We start from the raw sequence: 23,245 nt of genomic DNA, 5'->3' as shown, positions 1-23,245 counted from the left end.
TCCCTATTCTGCGGCCTGTAGCATGGCAGATGGCGAGGACACCAAGATCCCCTCGATACGTCTCTTGCAGCAGCCACCGACCGCATTAGTGTGCTCTCTGACTGCCTCGACGCTCCTCAGACCATGCGCGTAAATCGCATCCTCGATCGTGCCGAGATCGACCTTGTTACAGAAGCAGATCTTCCTCGCCCGCCGCGCCGTTTCGGCGAGCGCCGGATCGCGGACGATCCCGGCCACCGGCGATTGCATCTTCACCTTCGCCCTGGCCAAGGCCTCCCATGGCGCCGGTCGACGTAGCTGTTCCCACATCGGATTGGAAAGCGACTTATCGATCTCCTCGACCAGTTTGACCATGCCGACATAGCCCATATAGGCGTGGCAACGCTCCTGGTTGATATCGAGCCAGGGCATCGCCGCTTTCAGCGCGACGAACTGCGATTTGCCGCCCGATAGCATGATGTCCGCCTTTGCGTCCTTCAACATCTTGTACATTTCCCGCGGCGTCATATCCTCGACCATGTGGGCATCTTGCCCCATAAGTTCCCTGATGCGCTGCCTGTCCTCCCTTGTCGACTTCTTCACACTGGTTCCGACTAATTCGAGCCCGGCTTCCTGCAGTGCAGCAACGACCGACCACGACTTGACGCCGCCGGTAATCAACAATGCCTTCTTGCCTTTCAAACGTGGCTGGTACGGCTCGATCGCAGCCCAGGCCCACGCTTCCTCGCGCGCGATCACCGCCTCGGTGCGCCCGAGCAGCTCTTTCGGCGCGCCGCGTTCAACCAACAAGCGGGCGATCTGCCGCAGCGAATCGCTTGAATCCTGGATACCGTAGAACGACCCTTCGAAGAACGGGATCCCGAAGCGTTCCTCCATCTTGCGTGCGACGTTGATCATGGCCTTTGAGCACACCAACATCGCCGCCCGCGCGCGATGAGATGAAGCGACTTCGCCATATTTGCCATCGCCCGAGATGCAGGAGAGAATCCGGATTCCGAGCTCATCTAACAATGGCTTCACTTGCCAGAGCTCTCCCGAGAGATTGTATTCTCCGATCAGGTTGATATCGTACGGCGTGGTGCAGTCCGGCTCCCGCGTTCCGATCACATGGTCGAGCAAGGCCTCGCCGGCGAGCTTGTTACCGAGGTTCTTGGAACCAACGAACCCCGGGGAGTTGATCGGGATCACCGGCTTGCCGAACCTTTTGGATGCCGCCTTACAGACGGCGTCGATGTCGTCACCGATCATCGCCGGGATGCAGGTCTGATAGACGAAGATGGCGGGCGGGTCGCACTTGTCCACGATTTCCTTGATCGCTTTACAAAGTCGCTTCTCGCCTCCAAACACGATATCGGTTTCGTTCATATCGGTTGTGAATGCGGTGCGCCACAGATTCGAGCCGGAAGACGCCGCGCCGCGATTGTCCCAGGAGTTGCCTTCACACGCGATCGGGCCATGCACCAGGTGAGCGACGTCGGTAAACGGCTGCAGCGCAATCTTGGCACCATCGAAGGCACAACCGCCCGCAGCACTGCCCGGCTGCAGCTGCTTAGTGCAGCCCTTCTTGCGCTCAGCCTCCGACTTACTGCCATTCTTGGCGCAGCCCGGCTCGTTGAAAATATTCTGGACCGTGGCCGCTAGCGAATTCATCCGTTTTTCCTCTCAGCCGAAGCCAATTGCAAGGTCACCCATCGTGCGCCTGTGCCATCGTCGAGTTTTTTTTCGGCGATGGCACGCGCACCGTTCGTCATCAACGAATGATGTCGAAGCTGTAGTCGGTTTTGCCAAGAACGTTGGTTTTCTTGTCGATTTCGTCGAATATCTTGTCGAGGATCTTCACCAGCACATTCAGGCCGCCCTGATAGCCCCATACAGGGGAGCGGTGATGGTGATGCCGATCAAACACTGGAAAGCCGATGCGGATCAGTGGCGTTCCAGTGTCACGCTCGAGATACTTGCCATAGGTGTTGCCAATCAGAAGATCGACCGGCTCGGTGAACAAGAGCGAGCGCATGTGCCAGAGGTCCCGGCCCGGATAGGACTGGCAGGTCTGCCCGAACGGTGAGCTGGCAAACAGCGCCCGCATTTTTTCCTGCCACGCCTTATTGCCGTTGGTCGACAGCACATGGGTCGGCTCGGCGCCAAGTTCGAGCAAAAAGGCAGCTAACCCATAGCAGAGATCTGGATCGCCATAGATCGCGAACCTCTTGCCATGGATATGCGCGCTGGAGTCAGCGATGGCATCAACCAAGCGGCCACGCTCTCGCGCGAGTTGCTCCGGGATCTCCTTGCCGCTGATGCGTGATAGCGCCAAGAGAAAATCGTCCGTTGCGGATACGCCCACCGGGTAGTTGAAAGACACGACGTCCTGACCATGCTCAGATACAAACGGCAGCGTTTTTTCCGTACACCACTGCTGCATGGAGATTGTCGCCTTGGCGTGAACCGCGTTGGCCGCGTCTTCCAGCGTGGTGCCGCCGTCATACATGCGGAACTCGCCATCTGTCGGGGTATCGAAGACTTCAGAATTATCGGCCAGTATGGTGTGTTGGATGCCCATCAACGCCAAGATGCGCTTAATCTCGCGGAGGTTTCCGACGGTGTAGCCATCGAACCCGCCAATGATGTTGATTGCCTCGTTTGGCCTGCGCTCTAGCTTTGGCGTTGTTCCGGCCTTGCCGTCCCAAAAATGCTCCAGAATGCCCTTGAGCGCGTTGTCATAGCCGGTGACGTGGCTGCCGACGAACGCTGGTGTATGCGCAAACGGCACGTCGAACTCCGCCGGAACAGAGCCTTTCTCCTTCGACGTCTTGATGAAAGCGTTGAGGTCATCACCGATCACCTCTGCCATGCAGGTCGTGGAGACGGCGATCATCTTGGGTTTGTACATGTTGTAGCTGTTGGCGAGCCCGTCGATCATGTTGTTCAGGCCGCCAAATACGGCAGCGTCTTCCGTCATCGACGAAGAGACGCAGGAGCTCGGCTCCTTGAAGTGCCGCGACAGATGGCTGCGGTAATAGGCCACGCAGCCTTGCGAGCCGTGGACGAATGGCAGCGTGCCCTCAAAGCCAACTGAGGCGAATACGGCGCCAAGCGGCTGGCAGGCCTTGGCCGGATTTATCGCCAGCGCCTCCCGCGCAAAATTCTTCTCGCGGTATTCCGGTGTCTTCGTCCATTCCTTGATACGTTCGACCTCAGCGGGATCGCGGGGATTCTCGAATATTTTCTTGGTGGCCAGCATCTGCTGGTATTCTGGACCACGGAACAGTTCGAGATGATCGAGCACCTGTTCTGCACTCTGCGCCATAGTTAAGATCCTTCACTATCGAAATTGGCATCGCCAGAGCTCTCCGCAGAGAGCGAGATTAGTAGCTTATTCCGCAGCCAAGAGCCTGGCTTTCGGCGCTTCTTTCCAGGGCGCCTTCGTCTTCTTCCAGACCGGCGAGTTGACAGCCATGTCCATGTCGCGCGCGAAAATCGCAAAGCCGTCATAGCCGTGATATGGGCCCGAATAGTCCCAGGAATGCATTTGCCGGAATGGCACACCCATCTTTTGGAAGACGTATTTTTCCTTGATGCCCGAGCCGACCAGGTCGGGCTGGAGCTTTTCGACGAAGCGTTCGAACTCATAGCCATTGACGTCGTCGTAGATGAGCGTGCTGTCCTTTACGTAGTGCTGGGCGGTGCGCTGATAGTCATCGTTGTGGCCGAACTCGTATCCGGTGCCTACGACTTCCATCCCGAGGTCCTCGTATGCGCCGATCACGTGACGCGGACGAAGTCCGCCGACGTACAGCATCACCGTCTTGCCCTCCAGGCGAGGGCGATATTTTGCGATCACGGCGTTCACCAGCGGCTGGTACTTTTCAATCACCCGCTCGGCGCCTTCCTTAATCTTATCGTCAAAATAGCCGGCGATCTTGCGCAGCGATTCTGCGATCTTTGAAGGTCCGAAGAAGTTATACTCGCACCAGGGGATACCGAACTTCTCTTCCATGTGGCGCGAGATGTAGTTCATCGAACGGTAGCAATGCAGAATGTTGAGCTTTGCCTTCGGCGTTGCCTCGAGCTCGGCGAGTGAACCGTCACCGGACCACTGCGCAATCACCCGCAGTCCCATTTCCTCCAGCAGAATTCGCGATGACCAGGCGTCGCCGCCGATATTGTAATCTCCGATGATCGCAACATCGTACGGCGTCGGCTCGAACTTTGGTTTGCTCTCGGGGTCGAGCTTGTCGAAAATCCAATCGCGCACCGCATCATTGGCAATGTGGTGGCCGAGCGACTGCGACACGCCGCGAAAGCCCTCACAGCGGACCGGCACGATGGTCTTGCCGTCATATTCCTTGGATTTCGCTCTCGACACGGCCTCGATGTCATCCCCGATCAGTCCGATCGGGCATTCCGACTGGATGGTGATGCCGTTGTTGAGTGGGAAGAGCTCCTGGATTTCGTCAATGACTTTGACCAGCTTCTTGTCGCCACCAAATACGATATCCTTCTCCTGGAAGTCGGAGGTGAATTGCAGGGTCACGAAACTATCGATGCCCGTCGTGCCGACGTAGTAATTGCGCCGCGAGCCCCACGAATACTGACCGCAGCCAACCGGGCCATGGCTGATATGGACCATGTCCTTGATCGGTCCCCAGACCACCCCCTTGGACCCTGCATAGGCGCAGCCTCTGATGGTCATCACTCCGGGTATGGATTTGATGTTGGACTTGACCCCGCAGTCGGACTTGCCGGCTTGGTGAACGTTGAGGTGCTTGGCGCGCCGTTTCGCGGTCTTTTCCGGATAGACCTTCAGCACCTCCTCAATCAGCTCTTTGTTGCGAGCCCTGATTTCTGCGATGCTCTGGGTCGTGGCGAGACTCATGCTGATGTCCTTCAAGGGTTAGCTGCTAGGAGAGCGACTTCCTGACCAAGACTTTTGCAACGAGCATGCCAGTGCGGCGTGAGCACAAAAAGCCGAATGATTGAAATCGATTAGCGCATTTCGTTGTCCGGGACTGGGTATTGTTGCTAACGCGACATCGCGCTTTGCCCGGAGACCCCTTCGTTTGGTCCTGTTCGAAATGGAACAAGGGCTGGCTATACGTGAAATTGCACCGCACGATTTACGGCCTGCGGGCTGCCGTTTGCTGTACTTCGCGATCACGCTGGCGGGAGAGCAGCCCGTAATGAGGAAAACCACCCGCCAGGCCGGCCGACTGCGGGCTTGCCAATGCCATCTATGTTTGCCGAGACCTACAGAGACTGACCTCTGCCAGAGACTTACCTCTGCGATGACGATGACGCCCCATGGGCATGACCTCATCATCATCCCGAGGTCAGTACAACCTGGCCTAGCCACTTAGACGTGGCAAGCTCGCCGGCTCACGAGAACAGCTGCCGCGCCTTGATGAGCGCCCGCACGAGCGTATCAATCTCTTCACATGTGTTGTAAAGTCCGAAAGATGCGCGGCACGTCGCCAGCACGCCGAAGCGCTCGAGCAGCGGCATCGCACAATGGCTCCCCGCCCGAACCGCTACTCCGGCACGGTCGATGACGGTGGCAATATCATGGGCATGCACGCCTTTCATATCAAAGGAGATGACTGGCCCCTTCTCGGCCGTCGTCCCGATCATGCGCACGGAGTTGATGTCCCCCAGCTTCTCCTGCGCGTAAGCGAGCAGCGCGTTCTCGTGCTTGCGAATCCGCTCCTTGCCTATTGAATTGATGTAATCCACAGCCGCCCCCAAACCGATCGCCTCGGCGATCGGCGGCGTACCCGCCTCGAACCGGTGCGGCGGACCACCATAGATGACGCCGGCACGCGAGACCTGACGGATCATCTCGCCGCCACCGTTGAAGGGCGGCATCGATGCCAGATGTTCAGACTTGCCGTAAAGCACGCCGATCCCGGTCGGACCATAGAGCTTGTGGCCTGTCATCACATAGAAATCGCAATCGATGTCGCAGACGTCGACGGTCAGATGGACACATCCTTGCGAGCCGTCGACCAGCACCGGGATACCACGTGCATGTGCGATCCTCACGACGTCTTTCACCGGCAGGACGGTACCTAGCACGTTCGACATCTGGGTGATCGCAACCATCTTGGTGCGCGGGGTCAGGAGCCGCTCAAATGCATCGAGCAGAAAGTTGCCGTCATCATCCACTGGCGCCCATTTGATGACTGCGCCGAGCCGTTCCCTTAGAAAATGCCACGGCACGATATTGGAGTGGTGCTCCATAATAGACAGAACGATCTCATCACCCGGGGTGATGCGTTCACGGCCAAAGGTCTGGGCGACCAGATTGATGGCCTCCGTGGCGCTGCGGGTAAAGACGATCTCCTCGTTTAGATCTGCGTTCACAAACCGTGCCACCTTGGTACGGGCACCTTCATACGCCTCGGTCGCCGCGTTAGCGAGGTAGTGCAAACCACGATGTACGTTGGCATACTCGCTGGAATACACCTGCATCATACGATCAAGCACCGCCTTCGGCTTTTGCGCGGATGCAGCGTTATCGAGGTAAACGAGCGGCTTGCCGTACACCGTCATGGCCAGCGCAGGAAAGTCCGTACGCAGACGGTTGACCTCGTAACGACCATTGCTAATCGCGGGATGCTCGCTCATCGCCGCGCCTGCAGCCAGTGTTCAGCTTGAACGGTCACAAAATCGCGTAGATTCTCGGCGGCGATCTCCTCAATCGACTCGCCAAGGAACGCCTTTATGAGCAGTTCCTGCGCATCCTTCTCGGATAGACCCCGAGCGCGCAGATAGAAAACGAGAGTGCCATCCAGCGCACCTGTTGTCGATCCGTGGCCGCAGGTCACATCGTCAGTCAAGATTTCAAGTTCTGGCTTATTGTCCGCTTCGGCCTGGTCGGACAGAAGCAGCGCGCGTGTCGTCAGCGTGGCGTGCGTCTTCTGCGCGGCGGGACGAACGACGATTCGGCCCTGGAACACCGAGCGGCCGCAATCATCGACGACCGCGCGGAACGTCTCCCGACTGATGCAATGTGGTACGGCGTGGTCGACTACGATCGTTGTATCGGCGTGCTGCTTTTCCCTGAGAAGATTGACCCCGTTCGCCGAGAGCTTGGATCCCTCGCCGGCCAGCGTGACGAATCCCTGATAGCGATTGATGGAACCGCTGCAGGTCATGTTGAAGAGATTGAGCTTCGCCCTGGCGCCGACTGCGATGATCCCCGACGAGATGTTCACGGCGTCAGCCGCATCAGCTGCCACCCGGACGTGCGAAAGGCTCGCCTCGTCACCAACCAGGACGATTGTCGCATCGTTGGTTTGATAGCCGCTCGCGCCGTCGGCCGAAACGAACGTTTCCACCACAGCCGCATGCGCCCCTTCATCGAGCTGCAGATAGGACCGCGTAAAGTTGGACACCGACAATCCGGTTGCAACGTGAACGATCTGAATCGGACGCTTCACCGCATGGCCCTTAGCGATCGTTATCACGAGGCCATCGGTCGCCATTGCGGCATTGAGCGAGATCACCGCATCAGTCGCCGTCGACAGCACCAGACCGGCTATCGCGCTATTGGCCGAGTTCTCCAGAACCTCTCGCAGCGACCGCACATCGACCCCATTCTCCATCCTGCCGACGTCGGATAGCTCGGGCGCGAATATGCCATCCACCAAAACGAGTTTGACCGCCTGATCGGCAACCGCTTGTTTGGCCGACGCCTGTGCGCGCAGCAGCGCAGCTGCGTCCGGTCGCGGAGCGAGTGGCAGTACCTCGCCGATCAGGGCGCGCAGATCGGTGTATTTCCAAGCCTCCATACGCCGATGCGGAAGGCCGGCACGCTCATAGGCCTCGAATGCCCTTGCACGGATATGGGCGATAGGGCCTGTGCCGGGCAGCCGTCCGTGCGCCTTGGCGAAGACATTGCCCATTGGGCGTCCGGCGCCGGCTTTGGCTAAAACCTGCTTCATCAGGAAATTCCTTGAGCCGTCAGGCCGCGTCCTCGAATTGGGCGTAGCCACAAGCCTCGAGCTCCAGCGCGAGTTCTTTACAGCCGCTCTTCACCACCCGGCCCTTCGACATCACGTGCACGACATCGGGCACGATGTAGTTGAGCAGCCGCTGGTAGTGGGTGATGACGACCATCGCGCGCTCCGGCGAGCGCAGCGCGTTGACGCCGTCGGCGGCAATCCGCAGCGCGTCGATGTCGAGGCCGGAATCTATCTCGTCCAGGATGCACAGACTCGGCTCGAACAGCGCCATCTGCAAAATCTCGTTGCGCTTCTTCTCGCCGCCGGAAAATCCGACATTGACGCCGCGCTTGAGCATGTCCTGCGAGATGTTGAGCGACTTGGCGACCTCGCGGACTTTCTTCAGAAATTCGGGGGTGGAGAATTCCTGTTGGGCGCGCGCCTTGCGCTGGGTGTTCAGCGCCGTGCGCAGGAAGTTCGTGGTGGTCACGCCGGGGATCTCGACCGGATACTGGAACGCCAGGAACACGCCCTTGGCGGCGCGCTCATTGGCCTCCATCTCCAGGAGGTTCTCGCCCCTGAACAGGATTTGTCCGCCGGTCACCTCATAGCCCGGCTTGCCGGCGATGACGTGGGAGAGCGTCGATTTGCCGGAGCCGTTCGGCCCCATGATCGCGTGCACCTCACCCGCATTGATCGCAAGATCCAGGCCGCGAAGAATTTCGCGGTCCTCGACACCAACATGCAAATCTCGGACTTCGAGTAGCGCCATTTTGATCTGATCCCTTGAATTGCGTCATTCGGAACGCGAGCCGTATTCGGGAGGGCTCGCGGGACGTTTAGCTAACCGACAGATCCATCGAGCGAGATCGAAATCAACTTCTGTGCTTCCACCGCGAACTCCATCGGCAGTTTTTGCAGAACATCCTTCGCGAAGCCGTTGACGACGAGGCCGATGGCCTGCTGCTCGCTTAAGCCTCTGTGCACGCAGTAGAACAGCACGTCCTCGGAAATCTTCGACGTGGTCGCCTCATGCTCGAACGTCGCCGAGGAATTCTTGGCCTCGACATAGGGCACGGTGTGCGCGCCGCATTTGTCGCCGATCAGGAGCGAGTCGCAGGCGGTGTAGTTGCGCGCACCGGTCGCCTTGCGATGCGCGCTGACGAGGCCGCGATAGGTGTTCTGCGACTTGCCGGCGGCGATGCCCTTGGAGATGATCCGGCTCGACGTGTTCTTGCCGAGGTGGATCATCTTGGTGCCGCTATCGACCTGCTGGAAGCCGTTCGAGATCGCGATCGAGTAGAACTCGCCGCTCGAATTGTCGCCGCGCAGGATGCAGCTCGGGTACTTCCAGGTGATCGCCGAACCGGTCTCGACCTGGGTCCAGGAGATCTTGGAATTCCGGCCGCGGCAATCGCCACGCTTGGTGACGAAATTGTAGATGCCGCCCTTGCCCTCGGAATTGCCGGGGTACCAGTTCTGCACCGTCGAATATTTGATCTCGGCGTCATCGAGCGTGACGAGCTCGACCACCGCGGCGTGCAGCTGGTTCTCGTCGCGCTGCGGCGCGGTGCAGCCTTCGAGATAGGAGACGTAGGAGCCCTTGTCGGCGATGATCAGCGTGCGCTCGAACTGGCCGGTGTTGCGCTCGTTGATGCGGAAATAGGTCGACAGCTCCATCGGGCAGCGCACGCCCGGCGGCACGTAGACGAACGAGCCGTCGGAGAACATTGCCGAGTTGAGCGTCGCAAAGTAATTGTCCGAGGTCGGCACCACGGTGCCGAGATATTTCTGCACCAGCTCGGGATGCTCGCGGATCGCCTCCGAGATCGGCATGAAGATCACGCCGGCCGCCTTCAGCTCCTTCTGGAAGGTGGTCGCGACCGACACCGAATCGAACACGGCATCGACCGCGATCTTGCGATTGGCCGACGGCGGTCCGCCCGGCGGCGGCTCGACGCCCTCGAGAACGGCGACTTCGCGGAGCGGGATGCCGAGCTTCTCATAGGTCTTGAGGATTTCCGGATCAATCTCGTCAATCGAGGACAGCGTCTTCTTCGGCTTCGGCGCCGAGTAATAATAAAGATCCTGATAGTCGATCTTCGGGTAGTTGACGCGCGCCCAGGTCGGCTCGGTCATGGTCAGCCAGCGGCGATACGCCTCCAGACGCCATTCCAGCATCCAGGCCGGTTCATTCTTCTTTGCCGAGATGAAGCGGACGGTGTCTTCCGACAGGCCTTTCGGGGCCTTGTCGGACTCGATCAGCGTCTCAAATCCATAACGATACTGGTCGACGTCGATGCGCCGGACGCGCTCGACCGTCTCTTGTACAGCTACCATTGCCCACTCCGCTCGCGCAAGGACGACTCCAGCCAGTTCCGGCCCGCCCTCTCCGGGCTGATCGCGCAAGTCACGGCCAACTCGGGGCCGGCGAGCGCGAGAATCAGGCGTCGGATCCAAAAGACGGACGCCGTCGGTAGTGTCGTCATCATGCTTCGCGCCGGAGTCCCACTCATCAGCTACTCCTTATGCCGGCACGCAGGTCTCGGGCACGGGGCAAACGACGGCGCATTGCGGCGCGTCAAAATGCCCCTCACATTGGGTGCACTTGGTCGGATTGATCACATAGATGTCGTTCTTCAGGCTGATCGCGGCGTTGGGGCATTCAAACTCACACGCACCGCAGACGGTGCACTGGGACGCGATTATCTTGTAGGCCATCACTGCGATTCCATAAGCAGAAGGTGCGGGACGGTTTCTTGCGTTCAAGTCTTGTGCCAAAGAGCCTAGGCTTGATTTGTCTCGGCTATTTTCCATAGCGCATGGCGCCGCCTCGACGGCGTGTCGCAAATCCTACAATCAGCATCACAGTAGCTTGATCTCGATGCCATGGTTTGAGCGCATCGTCGATCTGACGGCGGTCAGCCGACCAGGTGAAGGCGTTCGCAGCCCCAGGGCGCCATCCTTCCGATGGCTGCGGTGACGCGGCTACAATCAGGTCGCCTGGCCCATCATATTGGCTCTGCTCACCGGCAGCGGATTCGGCGCGTATCCACAGCACGGCCAGAAACGCTCGCGGCGATCGCGCCAGATAAAGTCACGCCGATGACCACGGGCTCTCTGGGTGGGCCGCTGCACGCTATGTTCAAACCCCGCCGGCAAACCTGCATTCAGGCGCCCTGTGGCGGGCGAAAACTACATTTTTTCGCATCACGAGGACGACTGAAATCCAAGCGCGATCGTCGGGTGGTCCCGGCTTCGCTCCACGTTCCAAACAGATAACAGCGTTTAGCGGATTGATAGAACCGAAAAAAAGCCACCCCGAAGGGTGGCCCAAGTCTGGGAGAAAACGCCCCGTAAGGGAATCTGGGATCAGGCCGCAGCCTGTTCGATCGGTGAGAACGGGAGCCCGAGGCTCTCGGCCACGGCCTTGTAGGTTAGCCGGCCCCGATGGACATTGAGGCCCGCGCGCAGGTGCGGATTTTCGAGCACGGCGGAAAAACCCTTGTTGGCCAGAGCCAGACCAAACGGCAGCGTGGCGTTGTTCAGTGCCTCGCTCGAGGTCAGCGGCACGGCGCCGGGCATATTGGCCACGCAATAATGAATGACGCCATCCACTTCGTAAGTTGGATCTGCGTGAGTCGTTGGGTGCGATGTCTCAAAGCAGCCGCCCTGATCGATAGCGACGTCCACGATCACCGCCCTCTTACGCATCGAGCCCAGCATGCCCCGCCGGACTAGCTTCGGCGCGCTCGCACCTGGAACGAGCACCGCACCAATCACCACATCGGCCGCAAATACCTCCTCCTCCACCGAGCCGATGGTCGAGAACCTGGTCCGAACGCGCCCTTCAAATAGCTCATCCAGCTCGCGGAGCCGGGGTATCGAGCGGTCGACGATGGTGACCTCTGCGCCCAAACCGATCGCCATGCGCGCCGCGTGCGTACCAACGACGCCACCTCCAATCACCACGATCCGGGCCGGCTGAACACCGGGCACCCCACCGATCAACAGCCCTCGTCCGCCTGCACTCCGCTTCAGGGCGCTACCCGCCGCTTCGATCGCAAGTCTACCCGCGACCTCGCTCATCGGTGCCAGCAGTGGAAGACCACCATGCGCATCAGTTACGGTCTCATAGGCGATCGCTGTGCACCCGGATTTTAGGAGCCCCTTGGCCTGCTCCGGATCCGGGGCCAGATGCAGATAAGTGAAGAGGATCTGGCTCTCCCGCAGCTGGCTCCATTCGGATGGCTGAGGCTCCTTAACCTTTACGATCATCTCGCTCGATGCGAATACCTCAACTGCCGAAGTTAGAATCGTTGCGCCGGCTTTGCGGTAATCGTCGTCGGTTGCACCAATGCCTGCGCCAGCATTGGTCTCGATCATCACCTGGTGGCCGGCGGCCACGTATTCGCGAACAGCTCCAGGGGTAAGGCCCACGCGATATTCGTCCGCCTTGATTTCCTTGGGAACTCCGACCTTCATTTGAAAACTCCCTGCCTGGAGAGCTTTTCTAATCGGAAGAGCACAGCGATATTGCGACGCAGGCGCGCAAATGGCGCAGGATTTCAGCGATCTTTGACCGGCGGCGCAGGATTTCAAACAAACAGATACTGGGTGGATTGAATGACCACTCTGAGCTTGACCATCGTTCCCTCCGCGGCCGAAGCGAACAGGCTCTCGACCGCAATGGCAGCCCGCTGCTGAACGAAAGGGAATATAATGGAACGGTGGGACGTCTTGATAACGTCTACAGAATTACCTTCCGCGGCGATGACAAAGGGGCCTTCCGCGCTGGGCGAACGTATCCTCATCTCATTGCCTGCGAATCACGCGTTGGCTGTACGCGAGGTCAATGACTGCATGGAACCTTGGTGGTCAGTCCGTTCTCCTGAGCCACCTAGATTCAGGAGCGGAGATCGCGCTCTGATCTCAAGGCTGCTCTTGTGCACAGTAGGCCCAAAATCAAGCGGCACGATGCAAGTCGAAGCCTTGTAAAGAGTCTCATAGGAGCGGCCCACGCCTCCCTTCAGCCTTGGAGCGGCGAGTGGGAGCAACGACTTTGCGTGGGTTGAGCTACCGCGAACTGCGCGATGGCAATAAATCGTTTCGGATTGGGTTCTCGGATCGTGGAAAAACTAACAACGAAAAACCAGGCCTTGCCGAATTTCTTGACGAGTGAACATCGCAGCCCGCCAGTTGAGCAGGACTGGCCGCAAATTTAAGGCCCGTTTCTCGGTGCTGATGGCTAATGACCATGGATCTCAAATTTGGTCTCCCAAAACTCGGAAGAGGCGCATGCATGACGCCTTCATGCCCGCCGCAACCGAGCGTGACGTGTTCAACAGATCCGGGGCAATTGTTCGCCCGACAACCAATCGACAATTCGTCCGCCGCCGAAACTGGTCGCCATCTGTACGAATTTGTGATCGTCAGCTACGGCCTCGCCAATATCAGCCGCATCACATCCGAGCGGATGCGCCTTCATGGCTGCAAGCACGGCATCGGCCAAATCGGGCGCGACGATCGCAACGAGCTTGCCCTCATTAGCGACATGGATCGGATCAAGTCCAAGAAGTTCGCAAGTGGCCGCAACCGCGGGCTTCACTGGAATGGCCGCTTCCTGCAGACGGAACCCGAGCCCAGATTGATGCGCAATCTCGTTGAGGGAGGCGGCAAGACCGCCGCGCGTGGGGTCACGCATCACCCGGATGCCGCGGCCACCGGCCGCGACCATGACGGCTACAAGGTTATGCAGCGCTGCGGAATCCGAGACGATCTCGATTTGAAAGGCGACGTTGTGGCGCGTTGACATGATCGCCACCCCATGATCGCCGAGGCTACCGGACACCAGGACACGGTCCCCGACCCTTGCTTTGTCGGCGGAGAGATCGAGCCCATCGGCCAGAACCCCGATCCCGGTCGTGGAGATGAACAGACCATCCGCCTTGCCGCGCTCGACGACCTTGGTGTCCCCCGTGATGATGTAAACGCCGGCGCCGCGCGCCGCTGCGCCCATCGAATCCGCTATCGTCTTCAGATCCGAAAACCGGAACCCCTCCTCGATGATGAAGCTGGCCGATAGATAGAGTGGACGCGCGCCGGCCATGACGACATCATTGATCGTGCCGTGCACGGCGAGTGACCCGATATTGCCACCGGGAAAGAACAGCGGCGAAACCACATAGCTATCGGTCGTCATCACCATCCTGCCTGTCGTAACGTCAAACGCCGACTGATCATTGCAACGGGCGAGCCATTCATTGCCGAAGGCCTGGTGAAAAAGGCCCGAGATCAGCTGTGCCATGGCACGGCCCCCGGATCCGTGGGAAAGATCAACGCGTCCGTTCTCGAGGTCGAGTTTGCGTGGATAGGCCTTTACGCTCATGACGTCCGCCTCACGCCATCATCGCGAACTCGGCCATATGTCCAATACGCGGCACAAGCACCTTCCGATGAGACCATGCAGGACCCGATGGGAGTTTCCGGCGTGCAGACGGTTCCAAACAGCTTGCAGTCAACCGGCCGCTTGGCGCCGCGCAGGATCGCGCAGCACTCGCACGCCGGATTGTCGGCTACACGTAGCTCGTGCATCGCAAAACGCGCCTCGGCGTCAAATCGCGCGTAAGCCCCCTTCAGCTTCAGTCCGCTGTTGGGTACGAGTCCAAGCCCACGCCATTCGAACTGCTCCCGCAGTTCGAATACCTGCAAGACCTCGTCCTTGGCACGCCGATTGCCTTCGCGCGTCACAGCGCGGCTGTATTGGTTCTCCACCTCGTAACGGCCTTCGTTCACCTGCCGCACCAGCATCAGGATCGCCAGCATGACGTCGAGCGGTTCAAATCCCGCGATCACGATCGGCTTGCCGAATTGTTCCGCCAGAGGCTCGTAAGGCCGCGTACCGATGATGGTGCTGACATGTGCAGGGCCGACGAAGCCGTCAATTGCGACCCCGCCGATATTGCGGATCTTCGGGTTCTCGAGAATGCTGTGCATCGCAGACGGTGTAAGCACGTGGTTGCAGAACACGCTGAGGCCCTTCAGCTTCTTCTTCTCGGCAATCCGGATCATCACCGCTGTCGGGGGCGTCGTGGTCTCAAATCCGATGGCAAAGAAGACCACCTCCCGGCTCGGCACCTGTTCGGCGAGCCGGATAGCGTCGAGCGTCGAGTAGACCATCCGAACGTCAGCGCCGAGCGCTTTGGCTCGCAACAGGGACTGGCCTTGCGACCCAGGCGCGCGCATCAGGTCGCCGTAGACGCACAGAGTGACCTCCGGCCGCTCGACGAGCCGGATCGCCATGTCGATCCGGCTCGCGGGCAGAACGCAGACGGGACAACCCGGCCCGTGGATCATGCGGACGTTGGCGGGCAGCAAATCCTCCAGGCCGTAGCGGGAGATCGCATGCGTGTGTCCGCCGCAGAATTCCATGAACCGATAGGCCCTCTGTGGACCGGCCTCGGCGCCAATCGCACGCGCCAGCCCCTGCGCGATGGTCTTGTCGCGAAATTCGTCGGCATATTTCATGATCGGAGCTCCAGCCCTGCGCTGCCTAGCTCTTGCAGGAGCTCCATGGTGCGCTTGGCTTCTATGGGGTCGATCTTGGCCAGCGCATGGCCGACATGGACAAGGACGCAGTCGCCGACGTCGAGTTCGTCGATGAGAGCGATCGATACTTCCAGGCTGACGCCGTCGATGGACACGATCGCCATGTCGTGGGGAAGAATTTTCGCGATCTTTGCCGGGACCGAAAGACACATATCAGGCTGTTCCTTCCAGGGCTGACGACTGTTCGGCAATCTGCAGAGCGGCAATCCAGGCCTGGCCGAGGCTCAAGCCACCATCATTGGGTGGCACCTGCCGTGGCATCAGCGGGATGAGACCGCCGCTGCTGCAACCGCGCTGGATTTCATCCGCCAGCACCACGTTCAGGAAGCAGCCGCCGCTTAGAACGACGGTATTGACCCCGGTCGTTCGCGCAGAGCGCGTGACCCAGTCAATGCAGGCGGCGGCGAAGGTGCCATGAAACAGCCCGGCTCCGTCCGCTGCGTCAATCTTGTCTGCAATCAAGCGTGCAAACAGCGGACGAAGCGACAGCACGCCGCCATCGATCGTCCAGCCGGCATCAAAAATCGCAGTCCGCCGCACCAGCGCCTCGAGCTTCATCGCGGCTTCGCCCTCATAGCTTTGCACACTCGCAATCCCCAGCAGCGCCGCCGCTGCATCGAACAACCGGCCCGCGCTGGTCGTGGTGGCCCCGCCCGGCTGATCAAGCAATGCCTGCATGCGCTCAGCCTGCCGTTGCGCTGCAAAGCGGGGCCCGATTTCGTTTCCCCGGCCGAGCAACTGCAATATTGCGCTCGCCATGCGCCACGGCTCGCGGGCTACACGATCTCCGCCAGGCATTTGCAGGGGCGCGAAATGCCCGATGCGTCGACACCTCGTCCCTTCGCACAACAAGAGCTCACCACCCCAGTTGCCGCCGTCGGAGCCAAAGCCATGGCCGTCGAGCACCACCGCAAGCGCAGGTCCCGCATGGCCATGCTCAGCGATGACGGCGGCAGCGTGTGCGTGGTGATGCTGGACAGCGACCCGCGCGCGGCCGCTTGCTTCCGCAAACCGGGTAGACGCCATATTGGGATGCAGATCATGGGCGATGACGACAGGCTCCACGTCAAGGGTCGATGTGAGGTGCCGGATCGTCTCCTCGAACACACAGATGCCTTCGGCCGTATCGAGATCGCCAATATGCTGGGACACGAACGCTTCGTTGTCCCGCGTGATGGTGACAGTCGATTTCAGCGCGCCGCCGACGGCGAGCACGGGCGGCACGGACCTCGCAAGCCGGATCGGTTCGGGAACATAGCCACGGGCGCGACGAATGAATTGGGGCCGGCCCGCCACCACCGACACCACGGAGTCGTCGGCACGCGTTAGGATCTCGCGATCATGGGTCACGACAAGGTCGGCGATCCCCTCGAGCCGCCGCAGCGCCTGCGTGTTGTCGATCAATAGCGGTTCGCCGCAAAGATTGGCACTGGTCGCGACGATGACGGGGCCCGGCCCCTCAAACCATGCTCCTGTCGCGCGAAACGCATGAAAGATGAGGTGATGCAGCGGGGCTACAGGCAGCATGACACCCACACGAGATAAGCCAGGAGCTATGCCGGGCGCTAGATGATTGCGCGTGGGTAGAAGGACGACGGGGCGAGCTACGGATTCGAGTAGCGCAAGCTCGGACGCACTCGCGTCCGCGATCTCATTGACCCGCTCTATGGAACCCACCATGACCGCAAACGGCTTCTCAAGGCGCTGCTTTCTGCTGCGCAAGCGCTGCACGGCGCCCTGGTTGCGCGCGTCGCAAAGCAGCTGGTACCCGCCCAGCCCCTTTATCGCCACGATTTGACCGCCGGCGATCGCCGCGACAATGGCGTTGATCCCATGGCTGAGCCGAGGGCCGCATGTCGGACACACGATCGCCTCCGCATGGAACCTGCGGCTCGCCGGATCGACATACTCAGCCACGCAGGCGGCACAAAGCCTAAAAGCCTCCATGACCGTGTTGCGGCGATCGTACGGAAGCCGTTCGGCGATGGTATAGCGCGGGCCGCAATGCGAGCAACTGATGAAGGGATAGAGGTAATGGCGACTTTCTGGATCGAACAACTCACCGAGGCATTGCTGGCAGGTCGCGGCATCGGCGACGATCCGGGTTGACAACCTGCCACCTTCGCTCGTGCCGATCGAAAAGTCTTTCACCGCGAGCGCCGCGGTCTCCTGAACGCAGATGTGGTCAATGCGCGCCAGTGGAGGTGCCTCGAGCGGCAAAGCGGCGGCAAACTCCGATGCACGGTCACCCTCGACCTCGATCGTGACGCCATCGGGGCCATTGATGACAAATCCCGCCAATCCGTACCGCGTGGCGAGGCCATAGACGTAGGGACGAAAGCCGACCCCTTGCACAGCCCCGCTCACGCGCACGCGCAGCCGTTTTCGGTCGCCACAAGCGGCGGCGGCGCTCATCACCTTGTGTCCTCTACGATGTGCCGCTGATGCGCCGCCTGTTTATCGATCCAGGCGTAGAGCGCGCCAAAACCCTGGCCGGTACGCGCCGAAACCGCGAGCACTTCGATCGTTGGATTGACGCGTCTTGCATATTCGATGGTCCTGCCCAACTCGAACTCAAGCACTGACGCCAGATCAATCTTGTTGATCAGCATGAGCGAAGAAGCGGCAAACATATCGGGATATTTGAGCGGCTTGTCTTCACCTTCGGTAGTCGATAGCACCACGATCTTGCAGGCCTCGCCAAGATCGAAGGCCGCGGGACAGACCAGATTACCGACGTTCTCGATGAAGAGAATACCTCGCGTGAGCAGCGGCAAGCGGCGATAAGCCTCGCCAATCATTGCAGCATCGAGATGGCAACCCTTGCCGGTATTGATTTGAATAGCTGGCACGCCGACCGCCCGAATGCGTTCGGCATCGTTCGAGGTCTGCTGGTCGCCTTCGATGACCCCGATCGGGCGGCTGCGCCTGAGCTCGGACACGGCGCGGACAAGCAGCGACGTTTTGCCTGCACCGGGACTGGACACAAGATTAAACACGAGCAGGCCATCGGCCACGAAGCGCGCGCGGTTGTCCGCCGCGATCCTATTGTTCTTGCCAAGGATATCGCGCCCGACCTGAATGACCCGGTCGCTGCTCATGCCCGCGACCTTCAAGGCAGCGGGGCCGGCGCCGCAGCTCAGAAACGCCTGCCTACCATGATCCTGCAGATGGCCAGGACGATCGTGGTGATTATGACCGTGGCGAGCCTGATATGAATGCTGCAGGCCTTGGTCACCATGCGGATGGACATGATGGCGATCGCAATCGTCCTGCACATGAGGACGGTAACACCCCTTGCCTTGCGCATCATGCGCTTCGGTGTGTCCGGTTAAGGACGCCTGTTCGCTGCAGCCGCATACGGTACACATCAATCGATCTCCAGCTCTTTCACTCGCATCTGTTCGCCCGCGGTTACCTGCAACTGATAGCTGCCGCAGCAAGAACAGCACTCACCTCGCCGTGCAATTTCGACGCTGTTCGAACAGGTCATGCACCAGGCCAGGCCGGGGAGTTCGACGATTTTAAGCACCGCGCCGTCGGCAACGGTCCGCGCTGCAACGGCTGCAAAGCAAAACATGACCGCTTCGGGCGCGACATGGCTCAGCGCCCCGATCTCCAGGCAGACGCTCCGCACCTGCGAAAACGATCGGTAACGCAACTCCTGCTCGACGATTTCGATGATGCCCAGACAAAGCGCCATTTCATGCATCGCCAACTTCGCGAAAATTGAGTGTGAAGCCGACGCAGGGGTCGAGCGATGCAATCACCGCACGAACCGCATCCTGATGTCGTCGCGCCGTCAGCACCGCGCCCTGCAGGCTCCGGACAAGCGGTCCGCGCCGATGGAAATTCCATTCCGTGGGCGCAAGAAATTCGAAGCGGGATATCTGGCCCTGAGGATCCAGCTCAACCGCGTGATAGAGGCGCCCCCTGGCGCATTCGACCGCGGCCGCTGCACGGCCAGGACCTAGTCTGTAGCTTTCGATGATCCCATGCTCCGCCGAATCGGCATGAGCACCGGCCTTGAGCCAAGAGCATAGCCGAACGATTTCTGCAATTCTGGCCTTCAGCCGCTCGACCGCACCCGACCGGCCCAGCGGGAGCTGATCACGCGTCATTTGGCGCGCCCATGGACCCGTCTCGGGCGCATGTCCCGCAAGATCGGGACAATAGCAAAATGTCGCGTCATCCACGAGCAGCCGTTCAACGATGTTGCGGTCGTCGGCAACGGACAGGAACGAGTGCTCGATCGGGAATGACTTCAAGTCGACCTCATCAAGCGCCGCAATGCGCAGCGCGAATGGGCTCCCTGGTCTCAGCGCGCCATCTTCATTCGTTATGCCGAGCGCGGCCAGCGCAGTCGCAATCTGCGCTATCGCTTCGCGTCGCGCAGACCCGAAGGCTGGCTGTGCGCTGCCCACAAGCACTGACATTCCCTGCATCAGGCAGCGGATCGCAGCCGCATTGGCGATGTTCGGCATGAGATGTCCGACAAAGAGACTACGCAGCAATTCTGCGATGCGCTCGGCAACGACGAGGGTAATACGACGCTGCTTTGTCGAGCGGATGATCTCTTGGTCGCGCGCGGCCTCGACCGCGGACAGTAATGCAGTTTGTTGCGCAGCGGCACACAACGCGAAGAGCCGCGGCAGAGCCTTGAGCAACGACAAGGTCGGCTTGCCGACGAACAGCCGCGCCAGCGGCGGCCGGACTCGCGGCAGGATCTCGACTGCGGCGATTGCGTCGGCAGCAAGCGATACGGTGACTTCGATCTTGTTGCGGGCGGTGAAGCTCATGCGTACCGTTCCGCCATCATCTCGCGCAAGAAATGCCAGCGGTCGCTCGAAATGAGATCTGGCGCGTGGATCCGATGCGATGCTGGCCGGTCGTCCCGCCACATCATGGCAGGGACCGCCGCTTCGGCACGGGCGGACCGCACGTCTTCGCGAACGAAGGACGCCGACAACAGCGAGCAGCAGGCGATCAAGCCCAATAGCGCGATCTCGCTGACAATAAGCTCAATTTTGTCGGCTCGAACTCGCGATGTCCGCTCAAAACGCGGTTGCCGAGTGCCGATACGCAGGATGACAACCACTTTCATGACCCAAGGCGCGCGCAACATGCCAACGACCCGCGCTCACGCATGCGAAATCTGATCATTTCGACCCCGAACGGTTCGTTCGAGCGTCGGGGGAGATGTCTGCGGCAACCTGTAATATCGCGCCACAGTGCATGCGCGCGCCGTCCGCGAAAGCTCGCCGGATACCAAATATTCTCTAAGCTCTTCATGGGAAGTAAGCCTTGATGATTTCGTGCAAGCGTTCGGCGGAATCCTCGAAATCCTCGCCGGCGGCCAACGCTACGATCGGCACGCCGCCGACCTCCAGCGTATCCAGGATGATGTTGTCCATAGAATTGAAGAACTGCACCGACCAGACGTTCCGGACTCCGGTCGCCTGCACTCGGCATGAGCCGTACCCGCGGAAGATGAGCTGGACCGGACCATTGCCCACGCTTTGCTGCAGAAACGCCAGGTCGACAGCGCTCATCGGCAGCAGCGTGAGATTGATGACATGCGCGCGCATGCCAGGCCGCCAGGCGTGGGCCCGCTCGCGTATTTCGGCGAGCACCGGGAGCACGTTCATCGCGCCGTCCGGCGCCGAGCCTATCACAAGATCGGGGGACGTCAGGTCAGTTGCGGCGCGCCGCACGATCTGCGGGATCGCCCCGATCTCAACATATTCGTGTGCCGGCTCCGACCCGATGCGCACGCGCCAGATGCCCGCCAGCACGGCCTCCCGGATTTGCGCCAAAGAGCCATCCGGCAGGGCAACGACGCCGGCAACCTCGCCCTCCCCAAGCACTTCGGAAATCAGCTTGCGCTCGAGATCGCTGAGATTCGCCAGGCTGTACAGTTGCGTCCGCGCGCCGCTTTTCTGGCCGCCAACGGCATCAGCGGCGTTCGATAACAGCGCGGTGGCATTCGGACAGATTCTCGCAAGCTCGTCGCCATCGCGCCAAGCGCGCTTGGTGAGCGCCCCCACAGCCGTCGGCCCGCTATGGATTACGCCGAGACTTTCCGCGTCGGGTGGCAAGTCGCTTACCGCCTGCTCGGCGCCTTCGGATAGGACGCTGGCCGCTGTTTTCATGATGCGACGTTCCGCTGGGTGTGCCAGGGGGCAAGGCTCTTGGCGATACGAGCGCTAGGGGCGTGTGGCCGAACGATCGGTGCCGAGATGAGGTCCATCTTGACAAAACGGACCTGGTTCTTGCCGGTCAGGCGGAGTGTATCGCGCTGATGGTACAGGATCGGCGTCGGCAGGCCACGCAGGCCGAGCCGTCTGTCCAGTTCGCCACTAGCGCCGCGCGCAGTCACTGCGCCTCGCATGCGCCGCCGAAGCGCCTTGATCAGTTCAGAAAGAGAGATTGCGACGTGGATGGCCCAGAGCAAATATAGGGGATCGGCAGCCGACAGCAGCACCACGACTGCCCTCATGGGATCGTGCGTGGCCAGGCGCCCATCGGCGCTGACGCTCCCCACCTCGGACAGACGGGGCCGTGCCAGATCATGCTGCGCCGGCTGGAATTTCATCAGACGCCTTTATGATAATGTTTGGTTCTACTAAGCGGGGTATTAGCAAGGCACATGCCAATCATCGTCTCGCCGCGATCGCGTTTCCCCGCTCGGATCAGCGGCTCAAGGCGCTTGATTTTTTCGTGTAGAGGGCGCCCGCGATTGCAGATTCGATATGTGAGCAAGCGTAGGCAGCGCAACGTCCGCAAGCGGCACCACTAGCGTAGGTGCTCGGGCAATTGCGGCTCATGACCGATCAAGTCCGCAAAGAAGCGATCGCAGTCCTGGCCGTTGAGGCCGGCCTCAAGCCCGTCGAGTGCTTGCGAGATCAGCCTTGCTTCATCCTCGTCCAACAGCCGCACCGCGGTATCGATATGGACCAGCACCTTCGCGCCGAGCGACGCGTCGGAGAGCAGCATGACCGAGACACGTCGCTGTTCATTGCCATGCTCGCACAGCGCCGTGATGCCGTCTGTCTCAACAATCGTCATTGGCAAGCCAAGGCACATGGTCAGCCGCGGCCGCTAGATCGGCTGCGCTCTTGTTTCATAGTTTGCACGGTCGATATTATTCGCCAACAGCCGTCCTGATGCAGGCAGCGGCGCCGTCCGCAGTTTTGGCGGCGAGCCCCACTGCACCAACAGTTTGCAAGCCAGTTCAATCGCAGGCGCAATCTGAAAACGCACCGGAGCAGTCAGCGGACCGCCCCAATGCTCCAGGTCCAATGGCTGACAGCCGATGAGAGCGAGCTCTCGCGGGCAGCGGCCAAGCAGGTCGGCCGCACTCAAGACCTCCTGAAAGCCGGTCTGATGCAGGCTCACCTTCCTGGCAGCGGTAAATTTCGGCACTTCGTCATCTCGCACGAGCTTCAACTGCCCGGGCGGCAGTCCATAGTCGATGGCATCGAACACGATCAGGCAGTCCGCCCACTCAAGAAAACTGACGAGGTAGAGCCCCTGCGTGCCACCGTCGAGGATGGTGACGTTGTCATGGGTAACGTAGCGGCGGTGAAACTCCTCGACCGCTCGCACGCCGAATCCCTCATCGGCCCACAGGATATTGCCGATGCCGAGCACCAGGATCCGCTTCTTGTTTTTCGGACTCAGCATCCGCTTCC

Annotated in this window: 21 protein-coding genes; all 21 read right to left on the bottom strand. The window is 60.3% G+C overall.

Translation table 11 applies throughout. From position 1 onward, the window contains the following. Nucleotides 1-3: 3 nt before the first annotated feature. On the bottom strand, nt 4-1,650 hold the full coding sequence (gene nifE, locus ACOIX3_RS08685; protein ID WP_420969391.1) for a nitrogenase iron-molybdenum cofactor biosynthesis protein NifE: 1,647 nt from the start codon (nt 1,648-1,650) through the stop codon (nt 4-6). 100 nt (nt 1,651-1,750) lie between these two features. Then, nucleotides 1,751-3,307, bottom strand: a complete 1,557-nt coding sequence (gene nifK / locus ACOIX3_RS08680) for a nitrogenase molybdenum-iron protein subunit beta (RefSeq protein ID WP_420969390.1) — start codon at nt 3,305-3,307, stop codon at nt 1,751-1,753. Nucleotides 3,308-3,373: 66 nt separating this feature from the next. Further along, nucleotides 3,374-4,876, bottom strand: a complete 1,503-nt coding sequence (nifD, locus tag ACOIX3_RS08675; RefSeq protein WP_420969389.1) for a nitrogenase molybdenum-iron protein alpha chain — start codon at nt 4,874-4,876, stop codon at nt 3,374-3,376. Between the two features lie 500 nt (nt 4,877-5,376). Next, nucleotides 5,377-6,624, bottom strand: a complete 1,248-nt coding sequence (locus ACOIX3_RS08670; RefSeq protein ID WP_420969388.1) for a cysteine desulfurase — start codon at nt 6,622-6,624, stop codon at nt 5,377-5,379. Then, on the bottom strand, nt 6,621-7,943 hold the full coding sequence (gene sufD / locus ACOIX3_RS08665; protein ID WP_420969387.1) for a Fe-S cluster assembly protein SufD: 1,323 nt from the start codon (nt 7,941-7,943) through the stop codon (nt 6,621-6,623). Before sufD ends, ACOIX3_RS08670 begins: the two co-directional genes overlap by 4 nt. A 19-nt stretch (nt 7,944-7,962) precedes the next feature. Further along, the gene (sufC, locus tag ACOIX3_RS08660; protein ID WP_420969386.1) at nt 7,963-8,715 is read right to left on the bottom strand and encodes a Fe-S cluster assembly ATPase SufC; all 753 of its coding nucleotides are present in this window, start codon (nt 8,713-8,715) and stop codon (nt 7,963-7,965) included. 71 nt (nt 8,716-8,786) lie between these two features. Next, nucleotides 8,787-10,283, bottom strand: coding sequence for a Fe-S cluster assembly protein SufB (gene sufB, locus ACOIX3_RS08655; protein ID WP_420969385.1), 1,497 nt, complete (start codon nt 10,281-10,283; stop codon nt 8,787-8,789). A gap of 186 nt (nt 10,284-10,469) precedes the next feature. Continuing rightward, nucleotides 10,470-10,664 carry a 4Fe-4S binding protein gene (locus ACOIX3_RS08650; protein WP_342709650.1) on the bottom strand — a complete coding sequence of 65 codons (195 nt, stop codon included), beginning with the start codon at nt 10,662-10,664 and terminating at the stop codon, nt 10,470-10,472. 651 nt (nt 10,665-11,315) lie between these two features. Next, on the bottom strand, nt 11,316-12,428 hold the full coding sequence (ald, locus tag ACOIX3_RS08645) for an alanine dehydrogenase (protein ID WP_420969384.1): 1,113 nt from the start codon (nt 12,426-12,428) through the stop codon (nt 11,316-11,318). Nucleotides 12,429-13,284: 856 nt separating this feature from the next. Beyond that, on the bottom strand, nt 13,285-14,331 hold the full coding sequence (hypE, locus tag ACOIX3_RS08640; protein WP_420969383.1) for a hydrogenase expression/formation protein HypE: 1,047 nt from the start codon (nt 14,329-14,331) through the stop codon (nt 13,285-13,287). Continuing rightward, on the bottom strand, nt 14,328-15,470 hold the full coding sequence (hypD, locus tag ACOIX3_RS08635; protein WP_420969382.1) for a hydrogenase formation protein HypD: 1,143 nt from the start codon (nt 15,468-15,470) through the stop codon (nt 14,328-14,330). The genes hypE and hypD overlap by 4 nt, the downstream gene beginning before the upstream one ends. Next, nucleotides 15,467-15,703 carry a HypC/HybG/HupF family hydrogenase formation chaperone gene (locus tag ACOIX3_RS08630; protein WP_420969381.1) on the bottom strand — a complete coding sequence of 79 codons (237 nt, stop codon included), beginning with the start codon at nt 15,701-15,703 and terminating at the stop codon, nt 15,467-15,469. The genes hypD and ACOIX3_RS08630 overlap by 4 nt, the downstream gene beginning before the upstream one ends. A gap of 1 nt (nt 15,704) precedes the next feature. Beyond that, complete coding sequence (gene hypF, locus ACOIX3_RS08625; RefSeq protein ID WP_420969380.1) at nt 15,705-17,966, bottom strand: carbamoyltransferase HypF; 2,262 nt, start codon at nt 17,964-17,966, stop codon at nt 15,705-15,707. Further along, entirely contained in the window at nt 17,966-18,922 is a 957-nt protein-coding gene (gene hypB / locus ACOIX3_RS08620; RefSeq protein WP_420969379.1) for a hydrogenase nickel incorporation protein HypB, read from the bottom strand. Before hypB ends, hypF begins: the two co-directional genes overlap by 1 nt. Continuing rightward, a complete protein-coding gene (locus tag ACOIX3_RS08615) occupies nt 18,922-19,263 on the bottom strand; it encodes a hydrogenase maturation nickel metallochaperone HypA (protein ID WP_420969378.1) in 342 nt (113 codons plus the stop codon). Before ACOIX3_RS08615 ends, hypB begins: the two co-directional genes overlap by 1 nt. Further along, entirely contained in the window at nt 19,256-20,350 is a 1,095-nt protein-coding gene (locus tag ACOIX3_RS08610; protein WP_420969377.1) for a hypothetical protein, read from the bottom strand. Before ACOIX3_RS08610 ends, ACOIX3_RS08615 begins: the two co-directional genes overlap by 8 nt. Beyond that, on the bottom strand, nt 20,347-20,655 hold the full coding sequence (locus ACOIX3_RS08605; protein WP_420969376.1) for a hypothetical protein: 309 nt from the start codon (nt 20,653-20,655) through the stop codon (nt 20,347-20,349). Before ACOIX3_RS08605 ends, ACOIX3_RS08610 begins: the two co-directional genes overlap by 4 nt. Nucleotides 20,656-20,839: 184 nt before the next feature. Beyond that, complete coding sequence (locus ACOIX3_RS08600; protein ID WP_420969375.1) at nt 20,840-21,703, bottom strand: hydrogenase expression/formation protein; 864 nt, start codon at nt 21,701-21,703, stop codon at nt 20,840-20,842. Beyond that, entirely contained in the window at nt 21,700-22,146 is a 447-nt protein-coding gene (locus ACOIX3_RS08595; RefSeq protein ID WP_420969374.1) for a hypothetical protein, read from the bottom strand. The genes ACOIX3_RS08600 and ACOIX3_RS08595 overlap by 4 nt, the downstream gene beginning before the upstream one ends. 200 nt (nt 22,147-22,346) lie before the next feature. After that, nucleotides 22,347-22,637 carry a HypC/HybG/HupF family hydrogenase formation chaperone gene (locus ACOIX3_RS08590; RefSeq protein ID WP_342709636.1) on the bottom strand — a complete coding sequence of 97 codons (291 nt, stop codon included), beginning with the start codon at nt 22,635-22,637 and terminating at the stop codon, nt 22,347-22,349. A 15-nt stretch (nt 22,638-22,652) separates the two neighbouring features. Then, on the bottom strand, nt 22,653-23,237 hold the full coding sequence (locus ACOIX3_RS08585; RefSeq protein ID WP_420969373.1) for a HyaD/HybD family hydrogenase maturation endopeptidase: 585 nt from the start codon (nt 23,235-23,237) through the stop codon (nt 22,653-22,655). Between the last annotated feature and the right edge of the window lie 8 nt (nt 23,238-23,245).

Origin of the sequence: Bradyrhizobium sp. B120 (assembly GCF_049075665.1) — a bacterium.
Taxonomy (GTDB): Bacteria; Pseudomonadota; Alphaproteobacteria; order Rhizobiales; family Xanthobacteraceae; genus Bradyrhizobium.
This window is presented reverse-complemented; position numbering and strand designations above follow the sequence as displayed.

What these genes read in the sequence shown, in the direction of transcription:
- sufC (WP_420969386.1), bottom strand. Translation starts at nt 8,715, where the DNA reads ATGGCGCTACTCGAAGTCCGAGATTTGCATGTTGGTGTCGAGGACCGC.
- ACOIX3_RS08600 (WP_420969375.1), bottom strand. Translation starts at nt 21,703, where the DNA reads ATGAAAACAGCGGCCAGCGTCCTATCCGAAGGCGCCGAGCAGGCGGTA.
- sufD (WP_420969387.1), bottom strand. Translation starts at nt 7,943, where the DNA reads ATGAAGCAGGTTTTAGCCAAAGCCGGCGCCGGACGCCCAATGGGCAAT.
- hypF (WP_420969380.1), bottom strand. Translation starts at nt 17,966, where the DNA reads ATGAGCGCCGCCGCCGCTTGTGGCGACCGAAAACGGCTGCGCGTGCGC.
- ACOIX3_RS08605 (WP_420969376.1), bottom strand. Translation starts at nt 20,655, where the DNA reads ATGAAAGTGGTTGTCATCCTGCGTATCGGCACTCGGCAACCGCGTTTT.
- ACOIX3_RS08595 (WP_420969374.1), bottom strand. Translation starts at nt 22,146, where the DNA reads ATGAAATTCCAGCCGGCGCAGCATGATCTGGCACGGCCCCGTCTGTCC.
- ACOIX3_RS08630 (WP_420969381.1), bottom strand. Translation starts at nt 15,703, where the DNA reads ATGTGTCTTTCGGTCCCGGCAAAGATCGCGAAAATTCTTCCCCACGAC.
- sufB (WP_420969385.1), bottom strand. Translation starts at nt 10,283, where the DNA reads ATGGTAGCTGTACAAGAGACGGTCGAGCGCGTCCGGCGCATCGACGTC.
- nifK (WP_420969390.1), bottom strand. Translation starts at nt 3,307, where the DNA reads ATGGCGCAGAGTGCAGAACAGGTGCTCGATCATCTCGAACTGTTCCGT.
- hypD (WP_420969382.1), bottom strand. Translation starts at nt 15,470, where the DNA reads ATGAAATATGCCGACGAATTTCGCGACAAGACCATCGCGCAGGGGCTG.
- hypE (WP_420969383.1), bottom strand. Translation starts at nt 14,331, where the DNA reads ATGAGCGTAAAGGCCTATCCACGCAAACTCGACCTCGAGAACGGACGC.
- ACOIX3_RS08610 (WP_420969377.1), bottom strand. Translation starts at nt 20,350, where the DNA reads ATGAGCTTCACCGCCCGCAACAAGATCGAAGTCACCGTATCGCTTGCT.
- ald (WP_420969384.1), bottom strand. Translation starts at nt 12,428, where the DNA reads ATGAAGGTCGGAGTTCCCAAGGAAATCAAGGCGGACGAATATCGCGTG.
- nifD (WP_420969389.1), bottom strand. Translation starts at nt 4,876, where the DNA reads ATGAGTCTCGCCACGACCCAGAGCATCGCAGAAATCAGGGCTCGCAAC.
- ACOIX3_RS08585 (WP_420969373.1), bottom strand. Translation starts at nt 23,237, where the DNA reads ATGCTGAGTCCGAAAAACAAGAAGCGGATCCTGGTGCTCGGCATCGGC.
- ACOIX3_RS08590 (WP_342709636.1), bottom strand. Translation starts at nt 22,637, where the DNA reads ATGTGCCTTGGCTTGCCAATGACGATTGTTGAGACAGACGGCATCACG.
- ACOIX3_RS08650 (WP_342709650.1), bottom strand. Translation starts at nt 10,664, where the DNA reads ATGGCCTACAAGATAATCGCGTCCCAGTGCACCGTCTGCGGTGCGTGT.
- hypB (WP_420969379.1), bottom strand. Translation starts at nt 18,922, where the DNA reads ATGTGTACCGTATGCGGCTGCAGCGAACAGGCGTCCTTAACCGGACAC.
- ACOIX3_RS08670 (WP_420969388.1), bottom strand. Translation starts at nt 6,624, where the DNA reads ATGAGCGAGCATCCCGCGATTAGCAATGGTCGTTACGAGGTCAACCGT.
- nifE (WP_420969391.1), bottom strand. Translation starts at nt 1,650, where the DNA reads ATGAATTCGCTAGCGGCCACGGTCCAGAATATTTTCAACGAGCCGGGC.
- ACOIX3_RS08615 (WP_420969378.1), bottom strand. Translation starts at nt 19,263, where the DNA reads ATGCATGAAATGGCGCTTTGTCTGGGCATCATCGAAATCGTCGAGCAG.